Genomic DNA, 26476 nt, shown 5'->3' with positions numbered 1-26476 from the left:
TTTTATGCAAGCTTTTTTTATCAATATAACAAAAGTTTCACTTACAGTTTCTTTGGTTATAGCGTTATTGCTTCTTTTAATGCCTTTGATTCACAGAAATTATACGGTGAAATGGAGGTACTGGATATGGCTTATACTTGCACTTCGCTTGCTGATTCCATTTAACATATCTTTGCCGCAAACTCAAGCAGAGATAATCCCTTATTTGAACAACATGGATATTGAACGGCCGTTGCAGAGCGTATCATTTGTACATCAAGAAAATAATCAAATAGATGCTTGGCAGGATACAGAAGTTCTTTCCGAAGCAACGCATAAAAATATAGAATGGGAAGAAATAATCCTTGCTGTATGGACTACCGGCGCTGTTATATTTATACTTTATTATATGATAGGATATATTGTATTTAAAAGATCGGTTCTTCGATTTTCAAGATTTATTGGAGATAAACGAGCCATAGAGATTTTTGAGGAAGTAAAAAGTGAAATGAAAATTATCCGCAATGTTGGATTGTTTACTAGCAAGAAAATAAAAAGTCCCATGATGTCAGGATTTTTAAGACCTTTTATTTGCTTGCCAAATTTAGATTATGGGTATGAAGAACTGAAAATTATTTTAAAACATGAGCTTATTCATTATAAAAGAAAAGATATATGGTATAAGCTAGTGTTTGTATGTGCAAATGCAGTGCATTGGTTTAATCCTATGGTATATCTTTTAAGGGGAATTTCAAACAGAGATCTTGAAATGGCTTGTGACTATGAGTTAATAAAACATTCTGATACAGTATTCAGAAAACGATACAGTCAAACGATTTTATCAGCTGTACAAAATGAAAATAAACATCAATCAGCATTTTCCACTTATTTTTATGGGGGTAAAAAAACTATGAAAGAAAGATTAGAGAACATTTTAGATATGAACAAAAAACGCAGAGGCATTATAACCTTATGTGCAATAATAATAATCGTAATGGTTACAGGGGGATCTTTAAGTTACGGTGTGAGCAATGACAGCAATGAGAAACAAGGAGCAATTGATAACATTGATCTTATCAATTCTAATGAATATTATATAGACAATGATAAAATTATAATCTCTTATGGTAATAAAAATAATGTTGTAGTACCTCTTGAAGTGGGTAAAGATATAAAATTATTGAATTATGAGGATAAAAACTCATATTTAGAAGAAAAAGATATATATATATCAAGTACAGTAACAGCAGTTGCATACGGAGGTTATAATGATATGCCTGTTTCAGTATTAATCAGTAATGATGAAGGTGAAAGTTGGAGCAGTTATGAAGTTACTGATATAGTAAATAATGATAATATACAAAAATATATAGGTTTTACTACAAAGAATGAAGGATGGTTACTTATTGCAGGTGATGTTGCTATGGGTCATGAGGAAAACAGAATCTTCCAAACGTCAGATGGCGGTAAAACTTGGGAAGAAATAGGCAATACGAATGAAATTTATTCACGTGTTGTAACAGGTGTTGGATTTGCCAATAAAAAGATAGGTTTTGTTTCATTTAGATATGATACGGATATTAATCCTATAGTATATCGTACAGAAGATAGGGGTAAAACTTGGGAGAAATGTTATCTTGAGATATCAGAATCGTTTAAAAGTATAACCCGCTATGCTACTCCCTTATCTGCCGTTTTCAATGGCTCAAAAGGTATTTTGCCGGTTATATTTCATATTAATGACATGAATGGTAACTTTACAGATGTCATGGTGCAATATGAAACTTCAGACTGGGGAAGAACATGGACTTTCAATGAAAAATATAATCTTGCCCATATTTGGGCAGAAGCTTGGTGCACAAGAGATGGGAAGATGCGATACGACATTATGAGTGAGAAAATGCAGGAGGATTTCCGCTCGCAGCAGTTTTCTCCAGATAATTTTGTAATCAGATGGTCAAGTCCATGGGTAGTAAGTTATGACATAGCTTTAAAGAAAGAAAATGCAGTAATTACTTATTACTATACGGATTCCACAGGGTCTCTGTATAAAGGTGTTGAATGTATTACTTTTAGTAAGGAAAATGGGCGTATTGTCGTAACGAACTGCAAAACTCAAATAGATATGGAAGAGTATTCCGATACGTCTGACTGGAAGTCTTTAGATATGGGATTATATACTTTTTCAATGCCAATTGAATGGCTGGCAACAGCTTTAGATAATCAATCTGTCAGCTTTACACATGTATCATGCGATGAACAGCAAATTGGAAATCTAAAAATTTTACCATATAATTCATCAAAGTCAATCTCTCAATTCAATGGCAAGAATACAGAAATAATAAACATTGAAAAATTAAAAGGATATAAATACTCTGCTGTAAAAGTTAAAATAAAATATATGAATACAGATAATTTAAAAGACACTTCATATTTGTTTGATACATGTATTTATTTAATTCCTAAAAACAGTGAATATGCTTATGCACTGTGCTATGACTCTTCGTGGGGCGATAAAAGAATGGAAGAAATAGCAAAAAGTATTACAGTAAAAAGGTAAAAGAACTTTATTTTCATTGTTTGAAATAAGCTATTAGAGTTATGATCAGCCAATAATATCTTAAACACAGAAATTAGATACATATATCCTTTTCAAATTGAATATCGGGACATTAATAAGTATCTTGTCTATCGCAGATGAGATGCTTATTTTGTTTTTTACAGTGTATATATGATTAATTGTGCTTTAAATAATGCATATTAGTATTAAGCAAGTTTTAAAATCAGAAAAAGGCAAATAAAAATATTAAGAAATTATTTAGTTTAATAGAAACAAAAAATATGTTAAAATATGAAATTAGGATATGAGGAGGTATTAATTAATGGAAATAATAGAGATTTTAAAGGTTATCGTTCTTGGTATTGTTGAGGGGATTACAGAATGGCTTCCTATAAGCAGTACGGGACATATGATTTTAGTTGATGAATTTTTAAAACTAAATGTGAGTAAGTCTTTCATGGAAATGTTTCGTGTAGTTATACAGCTTGGCGCAATAATGGCCGTAGTTGTACTATATTGGAAAAAACTCTTTCCTTTTTCATCACAAGGTGGATTAAGGCTTGAAAAAGAAACCATATCATTATGGTTTAAAATTATTGTATCATGTGTGCCGGCGGCAATAATAGGATTATTATTTGATGATAAATTAGATGAACTATTTTATAATTACCAAACTGTTGCAGTTACATTAATTGTATATGGAATATTATTTATTGTAATAGAAAATAGAAATAAACATAGAGTTTTTAAAATTAATAAATTATCAGAGGTTACATATAGTACCGCATTTATAATCGGTTTATTTCAAATTCTTTCTATGATTCCAGGAACATCAAGATCGGGTGCTACAATTCTAGGTGCCATATTAATAGGGACATCAAGAACCATAGCAGCAGAGTTTACATTCTTTTTAGCTATCCCTGTAATGTTTGGAGCAAGTCTTTTAAAACTAGTAAAATTCGGATTTGATTTTACCGGCAATGAAATTATTATTTTGATTACCGGTATGGTTGTGGCTTTTGTTGTTTCAATATTAGCAATAAAATTCTTAGTGGGATATATTAAAAAACATGACTTTAAAGTGTTTGGGTGGTATAGAATTGTACTTGGTATCATTGTAATCGCATATTTTGCATTAAATAATTATCTAATCTCATAATTTTAATTTGTGAAATTGTTTTGAGATTAGAAGCAAAGCAATTCTTGATAAATTTAATATATTTTAATAATAGTTATTAAAGGCTGTAAATTATACAATTGATTTACAGTTTTTATTTTATATTAAAAAGATTAAAAATAGGAAAAACGCTGCCATCAGTAGCTAGTGGAAAATGTTTGGCTAGTATGATAAAATAGAAATAATGTAAAGATTGACTTATATATTTTAAATTATTTTATTGACTATATATTAGGGGGTAAAGGGTAACTATGAGAATAAATTCAGTAAATGATTTAGATTTAACTAAAGCGAATATAAACGGAATGAATAGTGGAAAAAATACGTCTTCTGTTTCTTTTGGGGATATTTTAAATGAAAAAACATGCAGTAATTCAGCTAGTGAATTATTTCAGAATCTCTTTTCAACATATAATGTGTCATGCAAAGTTGGAAATTGTAATATATCACATGAAGACTGGGTGAGAAATGACTTCCCTTCGTGGAAATATTTTGATGATAGTACAACAGCTGATGTGCTTAATTCTTGGCAATCATCTGGTCATGATGTTTCTTCTATGGACAGTGATGTATTAAGTTCATGGAAAGGTACCGAAAACAGAAAAATGGTTATTATAATACCAGATGAGTTGGCCTCAAAAATGGAAGCAGATTCAACCTTTGCAGATCAAGTTTTAAGGAAGGTTTATCTATGGCAAAAAAATCATTCTAAATTAGAGAAATCTTTGTCTGAAGGATATGGATACAATGGGGAATTATCTACTTTTGAAGATAGTTATTTACTAAAATTAGATAAGGATGGCAACGTAACGGATTATGTTGTTACAGGTCCAGGATATAATGAATCTGTAAGAAAAGATGAAAGCAGCGTTTCTGATGAAGAAATCAATAGTTTAATCAAGGCTCAAAAGATATTAGATAAAGACCAGGAATTTTTTCAAAATAATATTAATAAAAAAATATTATATGACTATACAATGGCAATGGGATTAATTGCAGCAGATTCCATAAGCAAAAGGTATATAAGCTATTATTTATAGATTAAAATTTTATATAATAAGCAGAGGATATTAATATATTTGCAAGTATTGTAAATTAATGATATTGATATATACTATAAGAAGAAATTGGTAATGGTATTTTGATTAATGAGGAGGTAGATTATGAAGGTGATTATTACAGCTCCTAAGGGGAAAATGGACAGGCTTATAGTAAAGGTGGCTGCTGAAAGTGATGATATAGAAATTATTGCCACTCTGGGAACAAAAGGAAGAGATTATATCGGGAAAGACACAGGTCAGGTTGCAGGACTTGGATATGATATAAAAGCTCCTGTTATTGATAGTTTAGAAACGAAAATAGAAGGTAAACCTGCAATAGAACAATGTGATATTATTATAGATTTCTCTACAGTGGAATTGTCTATGGAAGTTTTATCTTTAGCTGAAAAATATAAAAAAGCTTATGTTTGCGGAACTACTGGATTTTCAGAAGAACAAATAAAAATTATTCATAACACTTCAAAAGAAATACCTGTTTTATTTTCAGCCAACACATCTTTTGTTGTTAATTTAATGAGTAAATTACTTGAAATATCATCTTCAGCATTAGGCAGTAAGGCTGATATTGAAATTATAGATATGCATGACAAAAATAAGAAAGATGCTCCAAGCGGAACGGCAAAGGAAATGGGACAAGCAATAAAAGAAGCCAGTGGAATAGAATTAAAAGAAAATGCTTATCACTCTGTTAGATCAGGAGACATACCAAGCAGTCATACGGTAATCTTTGGATGTATGGGAGAAAGACTGGAAATAACGCACCATGCTTATAATTGGGAATGTTACGCAAGAGGCGCCTGCATTGCAGCTCGTTTTTTATATGATAAGACCCCAGGATTATATAATATGAAAGATGTTTTAGGCATTTAAACAGTAAATATTAAAAACTGAGAAGATCTACAGTTCTTTTAGAATATATGGGAGTCTAATATGCAATAATATATTGTGAATCAAGGCTTTTTATAGTATACTATTTAATTATACAATTTTAAAAAAAGATAAATATTTATAGGTAAATAATAGCAAAATATAAAATAAAAAAGAAGAATCTTATAGCAAAAATAGATTAAATATACAAAAAAATAGGGGGGTTTCAAATGATTTTAGAAACAAGTTTTAATACTCTTGACAGCAAGTATTCAGAGATAACTCAAGAAATATTAAATTTAACGGATTTATGCTTAACAAACAGTAAAATTGATCCTAAGCTTTATAAAGAGTACGAAGTAAAAAGAGGCTTAAGAGATGTAAATGGAAATGGAGTATTAACAGGTCTTACAGAAATATCTGAAATACAATCCTTTGATACTTCAACGGGTGAAAAGCTTCCTTGTGAAGGCAAATTATTTTACCGTGGTTATGATATTGAAAAAATTGTAAAAGGATTTATTAAAGAAAAAAGATTTGGTTTTGAAGAAATCACATACCTCCTTATTTTTGGGGAAATGCCAAAAGAACAAGATTTAATAAATTTTCAAAAACTGTTGGCAAAATATAGAACCCTGCCAACTAGTTTTGTTAGAGATATTATTATGAAAGCTCCTAATGCAGATATGATGAATACTCTGGCTAGAAGCGTACTGACTTTACATGCGTATGATACAAAAGCAAATGATATTTCTATACCAAATGTACTTAGACAATGTTTACTGCTTACATCAGTATTTCCCCTATTGGCAGTTTACGGATATCAAGCATATAGACATTATTTTGAAGGTGACAGTTTCTTTATTCATACTCCAAAGCCTGAATTGTCAACTGCAGAGAACATTTTATATATGTTACGACCTGATTGTAAATATACGGAATTGGAAGCAAGAATTTTGGATGTAGCTTTAGTGCTTCATGCTGAACATGGAGGAGGAAATAACTCTACCTTTACAACTCATGTTGTATCTTCATCAGGAACAGATACTTATTCAGCTGTTGCAGCGTCGTTGGGCTCTTTAAAAGGTCCAAAGCACGGCGGAGCAAATATTAAAGTTGTTCAGATGTTTGATGATTTAAAGAAACATGTATCTGATTGGAAAGATGAAGATGAGGTTTCTGCTTATTTATTAAAACTATTGAGAAAAGAAGCTTTTGACAAAGCAGGATTGATTTATGGAATGGGTCATGCAGTATATTCTTTATCAGATCCAAGAGCAAATATATTTAAAAAATTTGTAAAAAGTTTATCCGAAGAAAAAGGAAGAAAAGAAGAATTTGAATTGTATTCACTAATTGAAAAACTGGCAGCAAAAGTAATTGCAGAGGAACGTAAAATTTATAAAGGCGTAAGTGCAAATGTAGATTTTTATAGTGGATTTGTTTATAATATGCTTGATTTGCCTCTTGAGTTATACACACCAATATTTGCAATTGCACGTATTTCAGGCTGGAGTGCGCATCGTATAGAAGAATTGACAAATTCAGGAAAAATTATCAGACCGGCCTACAAGAGTGTAGCAGACAGACGTGAGTATGTACCAATTAAAGAACGTTAGTAATTAATCAAAAGTTTAAGGTGATAAGTAAAAATGTCTTATTACCTTATTTTATTGTCTATTCTTCTTCAAGTTTGTATACTTTTCTTTCCGGAAGCTGTGTGATTATAACAGCTGTAAACATAATACAGCAGCCAAGGAGTTCCCTTAACGTTAATCTCTCATTTAGAATTAAAAAGCCGCAAATAGTTGCAAATACTGCCTCTGTGCTAAGGAGTAATGATGCAATTGTAGGATCTGTATTTTTTTGCGCTATAATTTGTAGTGTATAAGCTACACCGGATGACATTATTCCTGCATATAAAATAGGAATCATACTTAATAAAATTGTATCTAAGAGTATGTTTTCAAAAATAAATGCAGGCAGTAGTGCAAAAATACCGCAGAATATAAATTGGAAACAAGAAAGCTTTATGCCATCTGTCTTTGGAGAAAAATAATCAATGATAAGTATATGGCTAGCCCAAAAGAAAGCGCCGATAAATACTATAAAATCACCAAAGTCAATAGAAAATCCTTCTTTTACGCAGAGCATATAAAGACCTATTGTTGCTAAGGCTATACCTATCCAAGTTTGTTTTTTGATTTTTTTATGTAAGAAAAGACCGATTATAGGAACAATGACAATATAAAGGGTTGTTATAAAACCTGCTTTTCCTGTAGATGTATAAAGAAGACCTATTTGTTGTAAGCTTGATCCCATAAATAGGGGTATTCCGCAGCATATACCTCCGATAATATAAGTTTTTCTGTTTGCTGTCTTTGATTTTTCTGATTCCTCATTTATTAATTCATCGCACTCATTTGAGGTGATATTACTTTTCTTAATTTTATTCATAACAAAAATTACAGGTACAAGAGATGCAGCAGCGATGAAGTTTCTTATTGCAACAAATGTGAAAGGCCCTATGTTTTCCATGCTTTTTACTTGTGCTACAAAGGAAGATCCCCAGATTAATGCTGTTACAAGTAGTAAAATATTTCCTATTATCCTTTTTTTATTCATAATATACATCTCCTAATAACTAGATACTTTTCTTAAAGTTAATTAATATATTATACATAAAAAGTAAAATAGGTGCAATTTCTAAGCTAAAAAATTGTTTTAATTTTATTTCTTTGTTTTTAATAGACAAATATGAATTGTTACACTAATACCTACAATTAATAATATCAAGTGAATAAAAAGTTTTTTAGAGAGGATAGCTGATATTAAAAGAGTAATCCACAAAAAGCTGATTGCTTTAACTTTAACATTTTTTGGAATACCTGATTTAGATTTATAATTTTCTATAAAAGGTCCAAAATATTTTGATGATCTTAGCTTATCATAGAGCTTTGGAGAACTGCTTCCATAACAAATACTTGCTAACAATACAAAAGGAGTTGTTGGTAATAAAGGCAGAAAAATTCCAATTGAGCCTAGAATTAAGAAGAAAGAACCTAAAATGATTAATATAATCTTTTTAGGTTCTAAGGCTATCTTATTACAGTTTTTCTTTTTGTTTTCAAAGTCAGTTGTCTTATTTTCCATTATAACTCCATATAATTAATATTTTAACTTTTCAATTTTTTAAATATATTATATATTAAGAGCAGGCTTACGGTAAACATAAATTTATATATATTTTCTTTTTATAAAACTTTTATTGGAAATTATTATTATAAGAAATTTTTTAACCTTTTCGTTAGGAATGATGCAATTAAAATTTTAATTAAATCTCCCGGTAAAAATGGGATTACACATGATAAAAGTGCTGGAATGAGACTAGTACCTGTTAATTTCATAAACCATATAGTACCTAAGGTGTAGCATAATATACCTCCTGCAACCATTGATAGTATTAATTTAACATAAATAGCTGATGTTTTATTATCTTTGCTGAAAATAAATTTATCAGTTAAATAACCTATTAAAAATGCTGCTGCAATATATCCAACAATGTAACCCCCTGTAGGCCCTGCAATTATGCCAAAACCTCCTGTAAAATTATGAAATACAGGTAAACCTATAGCACCGAGCAGCACATAAACAACTTGACTTATTGTGCCCCATTTTGCACCTAATAGGCCTCCTGCAAGAAAAATTGAAAGAGTAGCTAGATTTATAGGGATAGGTGTAAAGGGAATAGGAATCGAAATGGCAGAGCATACTGCAGTAAGTGCAGCAAATAAAGCACAAAGTATAATAGGGAATGTGCGAATGTTTGATTTAGTTGATGTTTGCATGTTGATTAACTCCTTCTTTGTATAATAATTATAATTGAAAAAATTTACTTTAAGATATTGACGTAATAAATAATTGAAAAAATCAGATTCTATAACAGTCAATAGATATAATAGAAAGCATTAAAATCTTTGATTTCCTAATTTGCTTTTTCTGTCTTTCAGATTATATGATAAATATAAGAGATTGTCAACTTAAAATAAATAGCAAGTTGACAATTAAAAACATTAAAAGATTTTTTTATTGAATATATATTAAATTAGATAAGAATTCTTGACTTTATCACTTTAAAGTGATAACATAATAACGTAAATAAGGAATTAAGAATATATTTCTTTAATATAAAATTAAGTAAATAGTTAAAAGGAGAATAATAATATGAAAAAATATGATAGAATTACACCAGAGGGTACAAGAGATTTACTGTTTGAAGAATGTGTTGCTCAGCGTAAAATAATAAATAATTTACGAGAAACATTTGAGGGAAAAGACTATAATGAAGTTATTACGCCTGGATTTGAATTTTATGATGTTTTTTCATCGAATGCTATGTATTTTCCTCAAGAAAGCATGTATAAATTAATGGATAACAGAGGTCGTCTTATTACGATGAGACCTGACTCTACTATTCCTATTGCCAGAATGACGGCAACTAAATTAAAAGGTCATAAACTTCCTATAAGACTGTATTATGCGCAGAAAGTATATAGGCCACAGCCTGAATTAAGAGGAAAAAGCAGTGAGATAATGCAGATGGGAATAGAGCTTATAGGCTTATCCACTTTTGAATCGGATATTGAAGTTTTGACTACAGGGATTGAAGCTTTGTCTGCATGCAGTACAAATGAATTTCGTATTGAGCTTGGTCACATTGGTGTATTTAAATTATTAATGAAGAATTTGAATACTTCGGAAGAAGAGAAGGAAAATATCCATGCTCTTATTTCTTCAAAAAATTATGCAGCTTTGTCTGATGTGCTTGAAGGCTTTGCGGGCGATCGTACGGCAGAACTGTTAAAAGAACTTCCTAAACTGTTTGGAGGAAAGGAAGCATTAGATAAAGCAAGAACTCTATTTGATGGTTATGATCCGAAACTTATGAATATGATTTCATATTTGGAAAGAATTTATCAAGGCTTAATGAAATTGAATTTACATGATAAAATAATGATAGATTTTGGACTTGTAAATCAAGCAGAGTATTATAGTTCACTGATTTTCAGAGGCTATATAGCTTCTGCGGGAGAGCCTGTTTTGTCAGGAGGAAGATATGATGAACTATTTAAAGACTTTGGTGAAGATCTTCCAGCTATAGGCTTTGGTATCAATGTAGATCAACTGGCAGCCGGGCTTTTAGAAGAACCTGAAAAAAAATATGATATTAACAAAAACAAAATTAGAATTGCCTTAACAAAGGGTCGCTTAGAGAAAAGTATTGTGGAACTTTTTGAAGAAATTGGTTATGATGTAATTAACCTTAAAGAAAAAGGAAGAAAACTTTTGTTAACAATTCCAAATACCAATATAGAAGTGGTACTTGCAAAAGCAGCAGATGTAATTACTTATGTAGAGCATGGAGTATGCGATATAGGTGTGGTGGGGAAAGATACAATTGTTGAACATGGCGGAACTTTCTATGAAGTTATAGATCTTGGTATTGGTAAATGTAAGTTTGCTTTAGCAGCTCCAAAGGGAACAGATTTTTACAGTGGGTATTCGACTAAGACTATAGCTACAAAATATCCTAAAGTAGCAGGAAGCTATTTTGAAAGCAAGTGCATGGATATAGAAATAATAAAAATAGAAGGTTCAGTAGAGCTTGCACCATTACTTGATTTGGCTGATGGTATTGTTGATCTTGTGGAAACAGGAACTACATTGAAAGAAAATGGTTTGGAAGTCATCGAAGATATTCGGGATATTTCTGCCAGATTGATTGTAAATGAAGCCAGTATGAAACTAAAGAAAAATGCAATTGATGATATTATTGCGGCGATTGAAAGAAGGGTTAAAAAATAAAATTAACCCGTAAAAGCAAGGAGAATTAGAATGATTAAAACAATTTATGCTGATGGTACACAGGAATTTGAATTTTTAGAAGACATGAAAAAAAGATCAAGAGAAGTAAATCATACCGTTACACAGACAGTTACGAATATTATAAATGAAGTAAGGCAAAAAGGAGATTCAGCGTTAATTAAGTACAGCAATCGTTTTGATGGAGGATGCCCGCAGCATTTTGAAGTAAATCCAAAGGCCATGGAAAGAGCATACGATTGTTCAGAACCTGAATATAGAATGGCACTTGAACATGCTGCTGAAAATATTAGGTTTTATCATGAAAAACAGGTACAAAAGGATTATGAACTTAAAAAATATAAAGGTGTGCTTTTAGGTCAGCTTATAAGACCTTTAAGGAAAGTAGGTATTTATGTTCCAGGGGGCACAGCTGCATACCCTTCCACTGTGCTAATGAATTCAATTCCGGCTAAAATTGCAGGAGTTGAAGAAATTATTATGGTAACACCGCCAATTGTAAAAACAAATGCTGACGGTGAAAAAGTATATGGAGCAAATCCTGATATATTAGCTGCTGCCTATGTTGCCGGCGTTGACAGGGTATTTTTGGTAGGAGGAGCTCAATCTATAGCAGCCCTTACCTATGGGACAGAATCCATTCCTGTAGTGGATAAAATTGTAGGACCAGGAAATATATTTGTAGCTACTGCCAAGAGACTTCTTTACGGTCAGGTTGATATAGATATGATAGCAGGGCCTAGTGAAATACTAATTTTAGCAGATGAATTTGCAAATCCAGAATATATTGCAGCGGATTTAATGAGCCAAGCAGAACATGATAAGATGGCAGCTTCCATTTTAATTACAACAAGTAATGAGATTGCAAGTCAAACAAAAATAGAACTGGAAAAACAGATGAAAATAATGGGACGGCATGAAATCATAGAGGAGTCTTTAAATAATTACGGTGCGATTATTGTTTGCAGAAGAGAAGGTCAAATGATAGATTTAGCAAATCGAATTGCTCCTGAGCATTTAGAAATAATGATGGAATTTCCTATGAATTATTTGCCTCTTATTAAAAATGCAGGTTCTATATTTTGCGGTGATTATTCACCTGAGCCTCTTGGAGATTATTATTCAGGCACTAATCACGTGCTACCTACATCAGGTACTGCAAGATTCTCATCTCCTCTTGGAGTCCATAGCTTTATTAAGAAAATGAGTTACACTTATTATACAAAAGAAGCTTTATTGGATGCAAAAGAAGATATAAATGAGATTGCAAAGAGAGAAGGATTAACAGCCCATGCTAATTCCATAAATATCAGATTTTAGAGAAAGATAAGAGGAGAATATAATGGCGTATGAATTAAACAATAAGGTAAAAGGATTGGTAGCCTATGATGCTGTAACAGAAAATTATAAAATAAGATTAGATGCAAATGAAAGCTTTATAAATCCCGGAACATTAATGAAAGATGAAATATTGGAAGCAATTTCAAAAGTTTCCTTTAATCGTTATCCGGATGCAAGCTGTAAAATTTTAAGAGAAAAATTCGGTGAGCTTTATGGTGTAGATCCTGAGCATGTAATAGCAGGAAATGGTTCGGATGAGCTTATCACTGTTATAATGGGAGCTTTCCTCATGGGAGGAGACAAGTTACTTACCTTCACGCCGGACTTCTCTATGTATCAGTTTTATGGACATGCTTATGAAAAAGAAGGTATTGTTATAGAAAAAAATGATGATTTAGTTCTAACTGTTGATAAAGCAATTGATTCGATAAATAGATTGAAGCCTCAGGCGGTATTGTTTTCAAATCCATGCAGTCCATCGTCACTTGTAATTAAAAGAGCAGATGTTATAAAAATTGTAGAAAGCACAGATTGTCTTATTATTTTAGATGAAGCATATATGGAGTTCTCTTCAGAATCCATTCTTGATTTAGCAGATAAATTTGATAATCTGATTATTTTAAAAACTTGTTCCAAGGCTCTAGGTTGTGCGGCTATAAGATTAGGATTTTTAGTATCTTCTCCTAAAATCGTTAATGCCTTAAATGCAGTAAGATCACCATATAATATTAATTCATTAACTCAGGCAGTTGGAACAGTAGTTTTATCAAATAAAGAATATATAAAAGAGTCTATTGAAAAAATAATAGCATCCAGAGAAGAGCTTTATAAAGGACTTGTGCCTCTTGAAGGCAAAAATGGAGTTAAAAGGATTATAAAGCCTGATACAAATTTTGTTTATATGGAGATGGATAATGCAAAGTTTGTTTATAATGAATTAATCAAAAGGTCTATTATTGTAAGAAAACTAGGAAATGCACTTAGAATAACAGCAGGGAATCCAGATGAAAATAAAGCATTAATTAATGCCATGTTTGAAATTTTGAAGGTGTGTAACTGCTAAAGACAACTTATAAAAAGTTATAAACAAGTGTTAATTTTTATAAGTTATTATAGTAGAATAGTATTATCAAATCAAAGGATATATATTATGAAATGCTATTCTATAAATGAATTTTCAAAAATATTAGGTGTAACGCCACAAACATTAAAAAATTGGGATAAAGCAAATAAACTTAATCCTCACCACACTTCTAATAATGGATATATATATTATTCTCATGAACAATTAAATCAGGTTATGAATATAAAACCAAATTTGAAAGGAAGTGAGGAAAATGAAAAAATCAATTAAAGTAATGTTATTACCAAATAATAAACAAAAAACTAAATTATTTCAATATGCTAATACTGCAAGATTTGCTTATAATTGGGCGATTGCAAGAGAACAAGAAAAATATAAAAATGGTAATAAATTTATTTCTGATAATGATTTAAGAAAAGAGTTTACTGAATTAAAGAAAACTGAAGAATATCAATGGCTAAATAATATTAGCAATAATGTAACTAAACAAGCGATAAAAGATGCTTGTAATACTTATAAGAGATTTTTTAAAGGACAATGCAAATATCCAAAGTTTAAGAATAGAAAGAAGTCTATACCTAGCTTTTATCAAGATAATATTAAAATTAAATTTAGTAATACCCATGTAAAAGTTGAAGGATTTTCAGAAAGTAAAAAGCAAAACAAACAAAAAATAAATTGGATTAAATTAGCTGAGAAGAAAAGAATTCCAACTAATTGTAAGTATACTAATCCTAGAATCACGTTTGATGGATTAAATTGGTGGATTTCGGTAGGTATAGAGTATGAAAATTCTAATGTTATCCCAACTAATCAAGGTGTAGGTATAGATTTAGGTATTAAAGATTTAGCTATTTGTTCAGATGGTAATACTTATAAAAATATAAATAAAACAAGCATAATTAAAAAATTAAAGAGGAAAGAACGTAGATTGCAACGTTCAATAAGCAGGAAATATATTCAAAATAAGAAAGGAGAAAAATACTGTAAAACAAGCAATAATATAAAGAGCGAAAAAGAACTTTTAAAGATTAAAAAACGTTTAACGAATATTCGTCATAATTATTTACATCAAACAACTACTGAAATAATAAATAGAAAACCAATGTTTATTGTATTAGAAGATTTAGCTGTAATGAATATGATGAAAAATAAACATTTATCAAAAGCTATTCAAGAACAATGTTTGTATGAGTTTTATAGACAAATTCAATATAAAAGTGAATGGAATAATATAAAATTTATAGAAGCAGATAGGTATTTCCCATCAAGTAAAACATGTTCAGAATGTGGATATATAAATAAAAATTTGAAATTATCAGATAGAATTTATATATGTCCTGAATGTGGTAATAAAATTGATAGAGATTATCAAGCTTCATTAAATCTTGAAAAATATGGAGAAAATGTTTTAAAATCTATAGCCTAATACTTTAAAAATCTTTAAAAATTACTATAGATATGTACTGTACGTTAAACAGGAATTTAAGCCTATGGAGTGTTGTATCAAATGTGAGTAGTGTTAATTTATTAATACAAAAACAGACACTAAGAAGTAGGAATGAAACATAAAAGTTTATAACTTTTTATAAGTTTTCAGTAACGGTTAAACAATGAGAAAATCAGAAATAAAAAGAAAGACAAGGGAAACGGATATTGATTTAAGCCTTTGCGTTGATGGAACGGGAATAAATGAGATAAAAACAGGTGTTGGATTTTTTGATCATATGTTAACGGCTTTTTCCACTCATAGTGGATTTGATCTTTTTGTCAAGTGTAAAGGGGACTTAGAAGTAGATTGTCATCATACAATCGAAGATATTGGAATTGTACTTGGCTTGGCATTTTATGAAGTCATAAAAGATAAAACAGGACTTGCCCGTTACGGCAATTTTACAATACCTATGGATGAAGCTTTGGCTACTTGTAATGTGGACATAAGTGGAAGACCATATTTAGTTTTCAACTCCAAGTTTAAAGGATTTTATATGGGTGATATGGAAGTACAGATGGTAGAAGAATTTTTCAGGGCATTTACAATGAATTCTAAAGTTACCATGCACATTAACGTTCATTACGGAAATAATGATCATCATATGTGTGAAGCCATATTTAAAGCAGTTGCTCATGCATTAAAAGAAGCGGTGAAAATCGGAGACAGGGCAGAGATTCTTTCATCGAAAGGAGTTATTTAGATAATGATAGCAATTATAGACTATGGTGCAGGAAATTTATTTAGCGTAAAAAATGCTTTGGATTTTCTTGGATATGAAAATATTATTACTTCTTCTGCTGAAGATTTAAAACGTGCGGATAAGTTGATCCTTCCTGGAGTTGGGGCTCTTCCTGATGCTATGAAAAAATTAAACGAAACAGGTCTTGTAGAGGTTATACTCGATGAAATTGCTGCAAAAGATAATTGCAGTGGTAAACCTTTGCTTGGGATTTGCCTTGGCATGCAAATGCTTTTTCAAAAAGGATATGAATTTGAAGAGACCGATTGTTTAGGGATATTAGAAGGAGAAGTCAGATTCATAGACGCACCTGGACTTAAAATACCACATATGGGATGGAGTGATATAAAAATTGAAAATAAATGCCCTTTATCTGTAGGTATTAAAGAAGGAGATATGCTTTACTATGTTCATTCATATAAAGCTGTAACGCCAAAAGAGAATATTTCCTTGTACAGTGAATATGGCGGAATTGTACCGGGATTAGTATTCAATGGGAACGTATATGGAGCTCAATTTCATCCGGAAAAAAGCGGAAAAGTAGGGCTTGGTATTCTTAAAAATTTCGCAAATCTTTAGTATTGATAAGGAGTCTAGTATGATTATTTTACCTGCAATAGATATTAAAAACGGACAATGTGTCAGATTGACAAAGGGTGATTTTGCCACAACGGAAAAGGTGGCGGAAGATCCAGTGGAAACGGCATTGGATTTTGTGAAAAACGGTGCTGAATGGATTCACATGGTTGATTTAGACGGAGCTTTAAAAGGAAATTTAGAAAACAGTAAAATTTTTAAAGATGTGGCGAAGGAAACATCTTTAAAGGTAGAAATTGGCGGCGGAATAAGAAGTATTGAAAGTATAGAACATTATTTAGAAAATGGAATTGCTAGGGTAATTCTTGGTTCAGCTGCTCTTAGAGATCCAGAGTTAACTAAGGAAGCTGTAAAAAAGTATGGAGAAAAAATTGCAATTGGAATTGATGCAAAAAATGGTATGGTTTCTGCTTCAGGTTGGCTTGAAGACAGTGATACAAACTATATAGATATGGCCAAGAGTATGGAAGCAATAGGTGTTTCTACTATTATTTTTACTGATATTTCAAAGGATGGCACTTTATCAGGACCTAATTTAGACCAACTAGGAAAAATAAATGAAGCTGTAAGCTGTAATATAATTGCAAGTGGAGGTATTCACGTTATAGACGATATAAAAGCGTTAAAGGAAATGGGAATTTACGGTGCAATATGCGGTAAATCCATTTATAAAGGGACGTTATCACTTAAAGAAGCAATTCAGTATAGTAAATAACTCCATATTACTTATTGTTAATATACGATAAGCGTTGGAATCAGATAGGTGAGGTAATAATGTTATGTTGGCAAAACGAATTATCCCTTGTTTAGATGTAAGAGATGGCAAGGTAGTAAAGGGTATAAATTTTGTGGGAATAAAAGAAGTGGGAGATCCTGTGGACTGTGCTGTGGCATATGATAAACAGGGAGCTGATGAAATTGTATTCTTAGATATTACAGCCAGCCATGAAGGTAGGGGAACTATGATTGATGTTGTAAGACGTACTGCAAAAAATGTATTTGTACCTCTTACTGTAGGCGGTGGCATAAGAACTGTAGATGATTTCAGGGATTTGCTTCTTGCAGGTGCTGATAAGGTTTCTGTTAATTCTGCAGCTATTAAAAATCCGCAGATTATTGCAGATGCGGCAGCGAGGTTTGGAAATCAATGCGTGGTAGTTGCCATAGATGGTAAAAAAGTATCAGATGGTAAATACCATATTTATATAAATGGAGGAAGAATAGACACAGGTATAGATGTGGTTGAATGGGCAGTAAAGGCAGAGAGCCTTGGTGCAGGAGAAATTTTACTTACTTCTATGGATACAGATGGTGTAAAAGAAGGGTTTGATTTAGATATGCTTAATGCTGTCTGCAGTGCAGTTAATATTCCTGTTATTGCTTCCGGCGGCTGCGGAGAATTGAGCCATTTTACTGAAGTGTTTGAAAAAACAGGTGCTGATGCGGCTCTTGCAGCATCCATATTTCATTATGGAGAGTTAACTGTAGGTGAAGTTAAAGAAGATTTAAAGAAAAATAATATTCCTGTAAGGATTTAAGGAAGGAAAACCAATGGATTTAAAAAAATATTTTGTTAAATCAGAGCTAATCCCTGCTATTGTGCAGGAAAAAGATACTAACGAAGTTCTAATGCTTGCTTATATGAATGAAGAAAGTTTAAAAAAGACTATAGAGACAGGTTATACGTGGTTTTTCAGCAGATCAAGAAATGAACTTTGGAATAAAGGAGCAACATCTGGTCATATACAAAAGGTAATAAGCATTACCCCTGATTGTGACGATGATACCTTATTGGTTATAGTTGAGCAGACAGGACCTGCTTGCCATACAGGAAATAAGAGCTGTTTTTATCAAGTTGGTCATATTTATAAATAGATTAAATTATATAACGTTTAAATGGAGAAAGGAAAAATGATGTATTTTATTATAAATACATTATAGAATGTGATCTATGAGTGATGCTATGAAATCTTTATATCAAGTGGTACAGCAAAGAAAAGAGACTTTTACAGAAGGATCTTATACTTGTTATCTGTTTGAAAAAGGATTAGATAAAATATTAAAAAAATGCGGAGAAGAATGTAGTGAAGTAATTATAGCTGCAAAAAATAAAGAAAATAAAGATACTGAAAATGAAATATGTGATTTAATATATCATTTAATGGTGCTTATGGTAGAACAGGGAATAAAACTTGATGATATTAATAACATATTGGAAGAGAGAAGTAAAAAAATAGGTAATTTAAAAACCTTCCATACCACAGACCATAATAGTTGATAAAGATAAATATCCATATAATCATAAAGATAATATCAATAAATGAAAACGCATTATACTATGTTAAATTGTAAGCGTAATTCAAAATGTAAATTTAAAGAAGTTTGATTAATTTTTATCACTATTTATAAATTATCTACGAAAATTATAATAAATATTGACTAAATTAAATATTTTGCATATACTATAAATGTCAGCGAAATATGTGCTGTTTTAGGCATAGTTCATATGGAGACGCTAATGCAGGTTGGTTCGCCTAGCCCTAAATAGGAGAAATCCGAAAAGTAATGAACCTAATTTGAAAAAAAACGCTCTCTTTTAGAGGGCGTTTTCTATGCGTAGGAGAATTTATGGCAGGATTATTAGCAAAATTTGAAAACTACAAAAAATTAATTAATTTTACAATTTGTTATGAATTAGAAAATGGTGCTAAAATTAAATATATTTATAAGAAAGAAAATTTTCCACATTTGATTGGATTACATAAATTAGTGGACCTTCCACTTATACAAAGATTTAATGATCCCAAAAATCATATAATAAATTCTAAATATATTATTTCTAAGATTAAACAAAGTAAATTGACAGAGATTGATGTTAAAAGTAGTTGCTATTATAATAAAATTGTAGATAGGTACTCCCATTTCAATGCAGAAAACTTAATGTCCCTTACATATACAGAAGTAGTTATAGACTTTGATAGGAGTTTATTACGTAATTCAAAATTATATAAGACTAAGTATATATTATTTGAAAAAGAAAATTCAGAATATAGACATCTTTGTATTGCTAAAGATGCAAGTAAATATTATATTGAATCTTTTTTTTATGAAAAAAGTAATGATTATATTAATAATCAGAAAATTGTAAAAGTTAAATCTGTGCAAATCTTTGACAGTAAAGGAAATTTATACTTGGAGGATACTTTTTTTTAATTATAAATTACCTTTTGAAGTACGAAAAATATAATTTACTATACCCGTATTGATATTTCTCCTGAGTTAAGTGAGGCTACAGAATCATCTTTATATTTGACTACTAAGCCACCATTATTGTCTATATCTATTGCTGTGGCACAAATAAAATCAGTACTTCTATCATCTGGCTCGTTTCCTGCTGGGGCCTTTCCTGCTTTATAAATACGGATTTCTTTTCCTAAAACTAAGGACAAGGATCTATAGTCTTTTATAAATTCTCTGGATTCTAAATTGTTATTTATGGATAAAACTTCTTTGTATATTTCAGCAATCAATTCATTTCTTGAGGTATTTTTTGTATTTAGAGAGCCAGCGACATTAGATATTTCCTTTGGAAAGTCCTCAGTATTAAAATTTACACCGATTCCCAATACGATATGTTCGATTTGACCGCTTTCAAAATCTGTAACTGCTTCTGTTAATATACCGCATATTTTTTTATTATTAATATATATATCGTTTACCCATTTTATTTTAGGGTCAGCATTTGTTAATTTTTTTATTGCACGGCAAACAGCTACAGAAGCCGCAGTTGTAATTAATACAGATTTAGAAATTCCAAAGTTGGGTTTTAGCAGTATACTCATATAAATTCCGCTTTTTGATTGGGAGAAAAAACTTCTGCCCATACGACCTTTTCCCTTAGTTTGTTCTTGGGAAATGACCATTGTACCCTCTTTAGCACCATCTATTGCCATTTTTTTTAAAGTCTGATTTGTTGATTCTAAAGTTTTAAATACAAATATCTTATCCTTTGTATCATAGTCGGATAAGAAAGGTAAAATCCCTTGGACTGATAAAACATCATTTTTCTTATCTAAGCAATATCCTTTATTTGTAATGGCCTCAATGAAATAACCTTCTTTTCTAAGTTCATTGATAGCTTTCCAAACGGCAGATCTGGATACACCTATGATTTCAGCAAGGTTTTCACCGGATACACTGTTGCCTTTATTTTCTTCCAAAATTTTCAGTACTTTATCCTTTGTAGTTGTCATAGATTTCTCCTTAAGATATTTTCACCTTCTAGCAATGCTGTTTCTATCATAGAAACAATTATACCATAAATGATGAATTCCATTTTAAAATAATCTAGAATTCGTTTAACTTTATTATAATGTGGCACAGTTCAAAATTCAATATTTAATGAAGCTGAAGAATGAGTCAACTTTTATTAAAAAATGTTTTCGACAACCTTTTTCGACATATAATGATATAAACTTTTGATAAAATATACATGTGCACAAAAAACTTATTTTATATTTTAAACAATAATGATGTTATAAATTAAGATAAATCTATTAAATAAAGATTTATAACAAGAAATATGTTTAAAAAGACTTATTGATTTTTAATTATTATAAAGGGGAATAAAATGAAAAAGAAAATTTTTAGTGTAATTTTAATGCTATGTATGTTTGTTACAAGTAGCTCAATTGTTTTTGCAATAGGAGAGGGGGACATAGAAGGGAATTTTCATATTGATAAAAACTTAAGCAAAACAGGGGTAACAATTACTGTATCTGATGATATAGACGAAAAAATACCAGAATTCATGATTGATGATATTATTAAAGAACATCCGGATGCTGGGGAGATTACATTTTATGAATACAAAGACTATGAAGATGTAGATGAAGGTAATTACAAAAATACTAGTCCTTTATCGCAACAATTTGACTTAGCTGAAGAAAATTTTATTAATCCTGAGAATATACAAATTAATTCAAAAGGATATTTTACTACTGGACCTGTTAAAACAACTAAGAAAGTTACTATTAAAAATCAAATTGCAAAGGAAGAATTTAAGTTTTCTGTAGCAAAAGGAGAAACAGTTACATTAAGCCAATCCTATAAAGGTTCTTTAAAGGGATCATATACAGGTAGACCTCTAAACCTAGGGGATTTAGGAGTTACAACAACGGTAACAGGAGAATTTAAAAAAGGAACGAAATATAATGGCCCAAGTGAAAGTTCATCATATAATTGCCGAGAGTTTTATATGAGATTCTATCAAAATGTAGGAACTTATAAGCAAACCCAAAATACTTATTATAATTATGCGGGACATAAAACTTTATACGATACAAAAACAAAAACAGGAACATATAAGCAAGCAATAAAATTCTCATCATTTAGTGTTGATAAAAAAATATAGACTTTAGTGAAATTTGATAAGCTAACGGGCTTGAATATTCTTATTCCCTGTCTCAGACAGTGAATCTTCAAAAATAAATTATATAATACTTTCAAAAATAACACGCACACGCAATGCCATAACCTCTAAATTGACGGATAAACCTGAATTTAGAGGTTTTTATAGTAAAGAAAAATGAAATAGAACAAAGCATTAATTTTTTTATGGCTCAGCAAACAGATATGGTCTATACAGTCTTCTTTCTTTAGCCACATTTATTGATTTTTTGTATCCAAATAATATCCTTTATTTGTAATGGCCTCAATGAAATAACCTTCTTTTCTAAGTTCATTGATAGCTTTCCAAACGGCAGATCTGGATACACCTATGATTTCAGCAAGGTTTTCACCGGATACACTGTTGCCTTTATTTTCTTCCAAAATTTTCAGTACTTTATCCTTTGTAGTTGTCATAGATTTCTCCTTTCAGCAGCCATGTACCAATATTATACCATAAATACTAAATCCTTTTTTTAAATAACTAAATTAATTTTATAATTTTATCACATTAAATATAGGTTTTTGTTTAAATTAAAAAAAGGTTGGTTTTTTTTAGAATAAAGATTATAATAAATAATGTCAGCCAACTGACCCGCCGGTCAGAAATGAAAATAAAAAAATATTATATATAAAGGGAGAGGATAGATTGATTAAATTATTAAAATATTACAAGCCATATACAGCGTTGATTTTACTTACTTTGTTATTGTTATTCTTACAAGTTATGGCAGATTTAGCTTTACCTAATTATATGGCTAAAATAATTAATAATGGAATTGCTTTGGGTAACATAAGTTACATATTAATAAAAGGAATACAAATGTTAATTATTGCATTTATAGGTGGACTGTGTGCTGTGGGTGTAGGTTTTTTTGCCTCAAGGATAGCCGCAAAATCTTCAATGCATATGAGAGAAGATGTATTCAAAAAAGTTTCCGATTTTTCAAATGCAGAATTTGATAAATTTTCCACTGCATCATTGATAACACGTTCTACAAATGATATACAGCAAATTCAAATGGTTTCAGTAATGCTTCTAAGAATGGTTTGTATGGCTCCTATAATGGGCATAGGAGCTCTTATTATGGCATATAAAAGTTCTCCATCCATGTCTTGGACCATATTTCTTGCTTTGGTTATTGTACTTAGTATAATGATAACATTTTTTTTCATAACTTCATCTAGATTTAAAAAGCTGCAAAAATTAGTAGATAAACTAAACCTTATTATGAATGAAAGACTGACAGGAATGTTGGTAATACGAGCATTTAATACTCAAAGTTATGAAGAAAAGAGATTTGATAAAACAAATAAGGAGCTAACAAGCTTAAATTTATTTGTAAACAGAGTCATGACGTTTATGATGCCAATGATGATGCTTATAATGAACGGCGTTTCTATTCTTATTGTATGGACTGGTGCAAAGATGATAAATATGGGAGCTTTAGAAGTAGGGGATATGCTTGCTTTTATTCAATATACTATGATGATTATCATGTCCTTCATGCTTATTTCCATGGTATTTATTATGATGCCAAAAGCTTTGGTTTCAGGCCAGCGTATTGCAGAAGTCTTACAAACACAGTCAAATATAAAAGATCCAGCAGAAAATAAAACTAAATATTTGAATAAGGGAGAGTCAGAGCTAAAAGGCTATGTTGAATTTAAAAATGTATCTTTTCATTATCCTGATGCAGCAGAAGATGTTATTCATGATTTAAGCTTTACAGCAAAGCCTGGTGAAACAACTGCTTTAATAGGAAGCACAGGAAGCGGTAAATCTACAGTAGTGAATTTAATTCCAAGATTTTATGATGTAACACAAGGAGAAATTCTCATTGATGGTGTGGATATAAGAGATATGAAACAAAATAATCTGCGAGATATAATTGGATATGTTCCGCAAAAAGCAGTATTATTTTCCGGTACAATTGAAAGTAATTTACTTTATGGAGATAAAAATGCTTCAGAAAAAGAACTTATAGATGCATCTGAAATTGCTCAAGCAATGGAATTTATATCAGAGAAGCCACAAGGTTTTGATACTGAAATTTCACAAGGAGGCACAAATGTTTCAGGAGGTCAGAAACAAAGATTATCCATTGCAAGAGCTCTGGTAAAAAATCCTAAAATTTTTATTTTTGATGATAGTTTTTCTGCACTGGATTATGAAACCGATGCATTGTTAAGAAATCAATTAAAAGAAAAAAAGAAAGACAGTACAAAGATAATAGTTACTCAGAGAATCAGTACTATTAAAAATGCAGAACAAATTATTGTACTGGATAATGGAAAAATGGTAGGAAAAGGTAAGCACAGTGAACTTATGAAAAATTGTCAGGTTTATAAGGAAATTGCATTATCTCAATTAGATGAGGAGGAGTTACAATAATGAATAAGCAGACAAAAGGGAATAACTCCATGAGGTTTGGTCCCGGAAGAGCAGCAGTGCCGGGGGAAAAGCCAAAGAATTTTAAAAAGACAATGAAAGCTCTTTTATCTTATCTTAAACCTTATAGATTAAAATTAGTATTTATATTTATTTTTGCTATTGCAAGTACAATTTTTTCAATAGTGTCACCTAAAATTTTGGGAAGTGCCACAGATTATATAGTGGATAGTTTAAAGCTTTCAGGTATGGTTGATTTCAGCAGATTATTTTATATTTTAACTATATTGGGTGCTTTATATTTACTTAGTTCACTTTTCCTATATATACAAAGCTTTATGATGATAGGTATATCACAAAAGGTTACTTATGCTTTACGTAAAGATATGTCAGAAAAAATGGATCGCCTGCCTTTAAAATATTTTGACAGTAAAACACATGGTGAAATTTTAAGCCGTGTTACAAATGATATAGAAACGATTAATACCACACTGGGGCAGAGTTTGACACAGATTGTAACTAACGTATGTACATTAGTAGGTGTATTAGTTATGATGTTGTCTATTAACTGGATTATGACTTTGGTAGCTTTGCTTATTTTGCCTCTTTCATCAGGATTGATTATGCTGATTGTTAAACGTTCCCAAAAGTATTTTGCAAATCAACAGAAATTTTTAGGTGAAATTAATGGGCACATTGAAGAAATGTATACAGGTCATATTATTGTAAAAGCTTTTAATGGGGAAGAAGATTCTATCAAAAAATTTGAGAAAGTAAATAATAAATTATATAATTCAGCATGGAAATCGCAATTCTTTTCAGGACTTATGATGCCAATGATGAATTTTGTTGGAAATTTAGCTTTTGTATTTGTATGTGTCGTAGGAGGGTTGTTAGCTGCAAGAGGAAGTGTAAGTATCGGCCAAATTCAGGCATTTCTTCAATATATAAAGCAGTTTAATCATCCAATCGCACAAATAGCAAATGTTGTAAATGTGCTACAATCTACAGCAGCAGCAGCAGAGAGAGTTTTAGAATTTGTAAAAGAGGAAGAGGAATTATCCGAAGAAAATAAACATGCAAAAATAGATCAAAATAAATTTAAGGGAGACATTACGTTTAATAATTTGAGCTTTGGTTATAATGAAGACACAATTATAATAAATGATTTTAATTGTGAAGTTAAATCGGGGCAAAAGGTTGCTATAGTAGGACCTACAGGAGCGGGTAAGACCACCCTGGTAAAGATTCTTATGCGTTTTTATGAACTAAATAAAGGAAGTATAGAAATAGATGGTGTTAATATTTCAGACATGTCAAGGGACAATCTAAGAGCTTTGTTTGGAATGGTATTACAAGATACATGGCTATTTAATGGTACAATAATGGAAAACATCAGATATGGAAATTTGGAAGCTTCCGATGAAGAAGTATATAAAGCAGCTAAAGCAGCACATATTGATCATTTCATTAATACTTTACCTCAAGGATATGAGACTGTAATTAATGAAGAGGCTTCAAATATTTCACAAGGAGAAAAGCAATTGCTTACCATAGCAAGAGCCATTTTATCTAACAGGTCAATTATGATTTTAGATGAAGCTACAAGTTCTGTAGACACAAGAACAGAAATTTTGATACAAATGGCAATGAACAATCTTATGCATGGCAGAACAAGTTTTATTATTGCACATAGATTGTCAACTATTAAAGATGCAGATGTTATTTTGGTTATTAATAATGGTGATATTGTGGAAAAGGGGAGCCACGAAGAATTAATGAAGCGTAATGGTTTTTATGCAAATTTATATAACAGCCAATTTAAGCAGTAAGGCTTGATATAAAAATAGGGG

At 30.7% G+C, this 26476-nt stretch carries 24 protein-coding genes and 1 pseudogene; 20 read left to right on the top strand and 5 right to left on the bottom strand.

Annotated elements, in window-relative coordinates; genetic code table 11:
* Positions 1–4 precede the first annotated feature (4 nt).
* The 5 genes from K292_RS18045 (at position 5) to K292_RS0113245 (ending at position 7263) form a co-directional block, all read left to right on the top strand.
* On the top strand, positions 5–2539 hold the full coding sequence (locus tag K292_RS18045) for a M56 family metallopeptidase (protein ID WP_051280748.1): 2535 nt from the start codon (positions 5–7) through the stop codon (positions 2537–2539).
* Positions 2540–2861: 322 nt separating this feature from the next.
* Positions 2862–3698 (top strand): undecaprenyl-diphosphate phosphatase, encoded by an 837-nt coding sequence (locus tag K292_RS0113260; RefSeq protein WP_027400232.1) that lies wholly within the window; start codon positions 2862–2864, stop codon positions 3696–3698.
* A 269-nt stretch (positions 3699–3967) separates the two neighbouring features.
* Positions 3968–4756: a hypothetical protein gene (locus tag K292_RS0113255; RefSeq protein ID WP_027400231.1), complete on the top strand. Its 789-nt coding sequence runs from the start codon at positions 3968–3970 to the stop codon at positions 4754–4756.
* A gap of 123 nt (positions 4757–4879) precedes the next feature.
* Positions 4880–5647, top strand: coding sequence for a 4-hydroxy-tetrahydrodipicolinate reductase (gene dapB, locus K292_RS0113250; RefSeq protein WP_027400230.1), 768 nt, complete (start codon positions 4880–4882; stop codon positions 5645–5647).
* A 227-nt stretch (positions 5648–5874) separates the two neighbouring features.
* Entirely contained in the window at positions 5875–7263 is a 1389-nt protein-coding gene (locus tag K292_RS0113245; RefSeq protein ID WP_037373222.1) for a citrate/2-methylcitrate synthase, read from the top strand.
* A gap of 58 nt (positions 7264–7321) precedes the next feature.
* Here the strand turns inward: K292_RS0113245 and K292_RS0113240 are convergent, their stop codons facing one another.
* From K292_RS0113240 to K292_RS0113230, 3 genes are all read right to left on the bottom strand, one after another.
* Positions 7322–8269 carry a DMT family transporter gene (locus tag K292_RS0113240; protein ID WP_027400228.1) on the bottom strand — a complete coding sequence of 316 codons (948 nt, stop codon included), beginning with the start codon at positions 8267–8269 and terminating at the stop codon, positions 7322–7324.
* 105 nt (positions 8270–8374) lie between these two features.
* Positions 8375–8797 (bottom strand): YbaN family protein, encoded by a 423-nt coding sequence (locus K292_RS0113235; protein WP_084146017.1) that lies wholly within the window; start codon positions 8795–8797, stop codon positions 8375–8377.
* A gap of 128 nt (positions 8798–8925) precedes the next feature.
* The gene (locus K292_RS0113230) at positions 8926–9492 is read right to left on the bottom strand and encodes a biotin transporter BioY (RefSeq protein WP_027400226.1); all 567 of its coding nucleotides are present in this window, start codon (positions 9490–9492) and stop codon (positions 8926–8928) included.
* 376 nt (positions 9493–9868) lie between these two features.
* Between K292_RS0113230 and hisZ the strand changes: the two genes are divergently transcribed.
* The 12 genes and pseudogenes from hisZ to K292_RS0113165 all read left to right on the top strand — a co-directional run bounded on the left by hisZ (position 9869) and on the right by K292_RS0113165 (position 19996).
* The gene (gene hisZ / locus K292_RS19415; protein WP_084146016.1) at positions 9869–11509 is read left to right on the top strand and encodes an ATP phosphoribosyltransferase regulatory subunit; all 1641 of its coding nucleotides are present in this window, start codon (positions 9869–9871) and stop codon (positions 11507–11509) included.
* A gap of 30 nt (positions 11510–11539) precedes the next feature.
* Positions 11540–12847, top strand: coding sequence for a histidinol dehydrogenase (hisD, locus tag K292_RS0113215; RefSeq protein WP_027400224.1), 1308 nt, complete (start codon positions 11540–11542; stop codon positions 12845–12847).
* Positions 12848–12869: 22 nt separating this feature from the next.
* The gene (locus K292_RS0113210; protein ID WP_027400223.1) at positions 12870–13931 is read left to right on the top strand and encodes a pyridoxal phosphate-dependent aminotransferase; all 1062 of its coding nucleotides are present in this window, start codon (positions 12870–12872) and stop codon (positions 13929–13931) included.
* Between the two features lie 84 nt (positions 13932–14015).
* Positions 14016–14189 (top strand): annotated as a pseudogene (locus tag K292_RS0113205) (MerR family transcriptional regulator); the annotation flags it as partial.
* A 16-nt stretch (positions 14190–14205) separates the two neighbouring features.
* A complete protein-coding gene (locus K292_RS0113200; RefSeq protein ID WP_027400221.1) occupies positions 14206–15381 on the top strand; it encodes an RNA-guided endonuclease InsQ/TnpB family protein in 1176 nt (391 codons plus the stop codon).
* Positions 15382–15565: 184 nt separating this feature from the next.
* Entirely contained in the window at positions 15566–16147 is a 582-nt protein-coding gene (hisB, locus tag K292_RS0113195; protein WP_027400220.1) for an imidazoleglycerol-phosphate dehydratase HisB, read from the top strand.
* A gap of 3 nt (positions 16148–16150) precedes the next feature.
* Entirely contained in the window at positions 16151–16765 is a 615-nt protein-coding gene (gene hisH, locus K292_RS0113190; protein WP_027400219.1) for an imidazole glycerol phosphate synthase subunit HisH, read from the top strand.
* 19 nt (positions 16766–16784) lie between these two features.
* Positions 16785–17498, top strand: a complete 714-nt coding sequence (hisA, locus tag K292_RS0113185; protein ID WP_027400218.1) for a 1-(5-phosphoribosyl)-5-[(5-phosphoribosylamino)methylideneamino]imidazole-4-carboxamide isomerase — start codon at positions 16785–16787, stop codon at positions 17496–17498.
* Positions 17499–17562: 64 nt separating this feature from the next.
* Positions 17563–18321 carry an imidazole glycerol phosphate synthase subunit HisF gene (gene hisF / locus K292_RS0113180; protein WP_027400217.1) on the top strand — a complete coding sequence of 253 codons (759 nt, stop codon included), beginning with the start codon at positions 17563–17565 and terminating at the stop codon, positions 18319–18321.
* Positions 18322–18334: 13 nt separating this feature from the next.
* On the top strand, positions 18335–18658 hold the full coding sequence (gene hisI / locus K292_RS0113175; RefSeq protein ID WP_027400216.1) for a phosphoribosyl-AMP cyclohydrolase: 324 nt from the start codon (positions 18335–18337) through the stop codon (positions 18656–18658).
* A gap of 76 nt (positions 18659–18734) precedes the next feature.
* Positions 18735–19061 (top strand): phosphoribosyl-ATP diphosphatase, encoded by a 327-nt coding sequence (gene hisE / locus K292_RS0113170; protein ID WP_027400215.1) that lies wholly within the window; start codon positions 18735–18737, stop codon positions 19059–19061.
* A 350-nt stretch (positions 19062–19411) separates the two neighbouring features.
* The gene (locus K292_RS0113165) at positions 19412–19996 is read left to right on the top strand and encodes a PBECR4 domain-containing protein (RefSeq protein ID WP_027400214.1); all 585 of its coding nucleotides are present in this window, start codon (positions 19412–19414) and stop codon (positions 19994–19996) included.
* Positions 19997–20034: 38 nt separating this feature from the next.
* Here K292_RS0113165 and K292_RS0113160 read toward each other — a convergent pair whose 3' ends face one another.
* Positions 20035–21036, bottom strand: coding sequence for a biotin--[acetyl-CoA-carboxylase] ligase (locus K292_RS0113160; protein ID WP_027400213.1), 1002 nt, complete (start codon positions 21034–21036; stop codon positions 20035–20037).
* A 377-nt stretch (positions 21037–21413) separates the two neighbouring features.
* On the opposite strand from K292_RS0113160, the gene K292_RS0113155 reads away from it, so the two are divergent.
* Complete coding sequence (locus K292_RS0113155) at positions 21414–22196, top strand: hypothetical protein (protein ID WP_027400212.1); 783 nt, start codon at positions 21414–21416, stop codon at positions 22194–22196.
* Positions 22197–22450: 254 nt separating this feature from the next.
* Here K292_RS0113155 and K292_RS0113150 read toward each other — a convergent pair whose 3' ends face one another.
* Positions 22451–22648, bottom strand: a complete 198-nt coding sequence (locus K292_RS0113150) for an HTH domain-containing protein (RefSeq protein ID WP_027400211.1) — start codon at positions 22646–22648, stop codon at positions 22451–22453.
* 232 nt (positions 22649–22880) lie between these two features.
* On the opposite strand from K292_RS0113150, the gene K292_RS0113145 reads away from it, so the two are divergent.
* Together K292_RS0113145 and K292_RS0113140 are read left to right on the top strand one after the other, a co-directional pair.
* Positions 22881–24626 (top strand): ABC transporter ATP-binding protein, encoded by a 1746-nt coding sequence (locus K292_RS0113145; RefSeq protein ID WP_027400210.1) that lies wholly within the window; start codon positions 22881–22883, stop codon positions 24624–24626.
* The gene (locus K292_RS0113140; protein WP_027400209.1) at positions 24626–26455 is read left to right on the top strand and encodes an ABC transporter ATP-binding protein; all 1830 of its coding nucleotides are present in this window, start codon (positions 24626–24628) and stop codon (positions 26453–26455) included. The genes K292_RS0113145 and K292_RS0113140 overlap by 1 nt, the downstream gene beginning before the upstream one ends.
* The last annotated feature ends 21 nt before the right edge of the window (positions 26456–26476 follow it).

The sequence above is a fragment of the Anaerovorax odorimutans DSM 5092 genome, assembly GCF_000426305.1.
GTDB lineage: Bacteria > Bacillota > Clostridia > Peptostreptococcales > Anaerovoracaceae > Anaerovorax > Anaerovorax odorimutans.
Note: the sequence above shows the minus strand (reverse complement) of the source record. Positions and strands in the feature narration are given on the sequence as shown.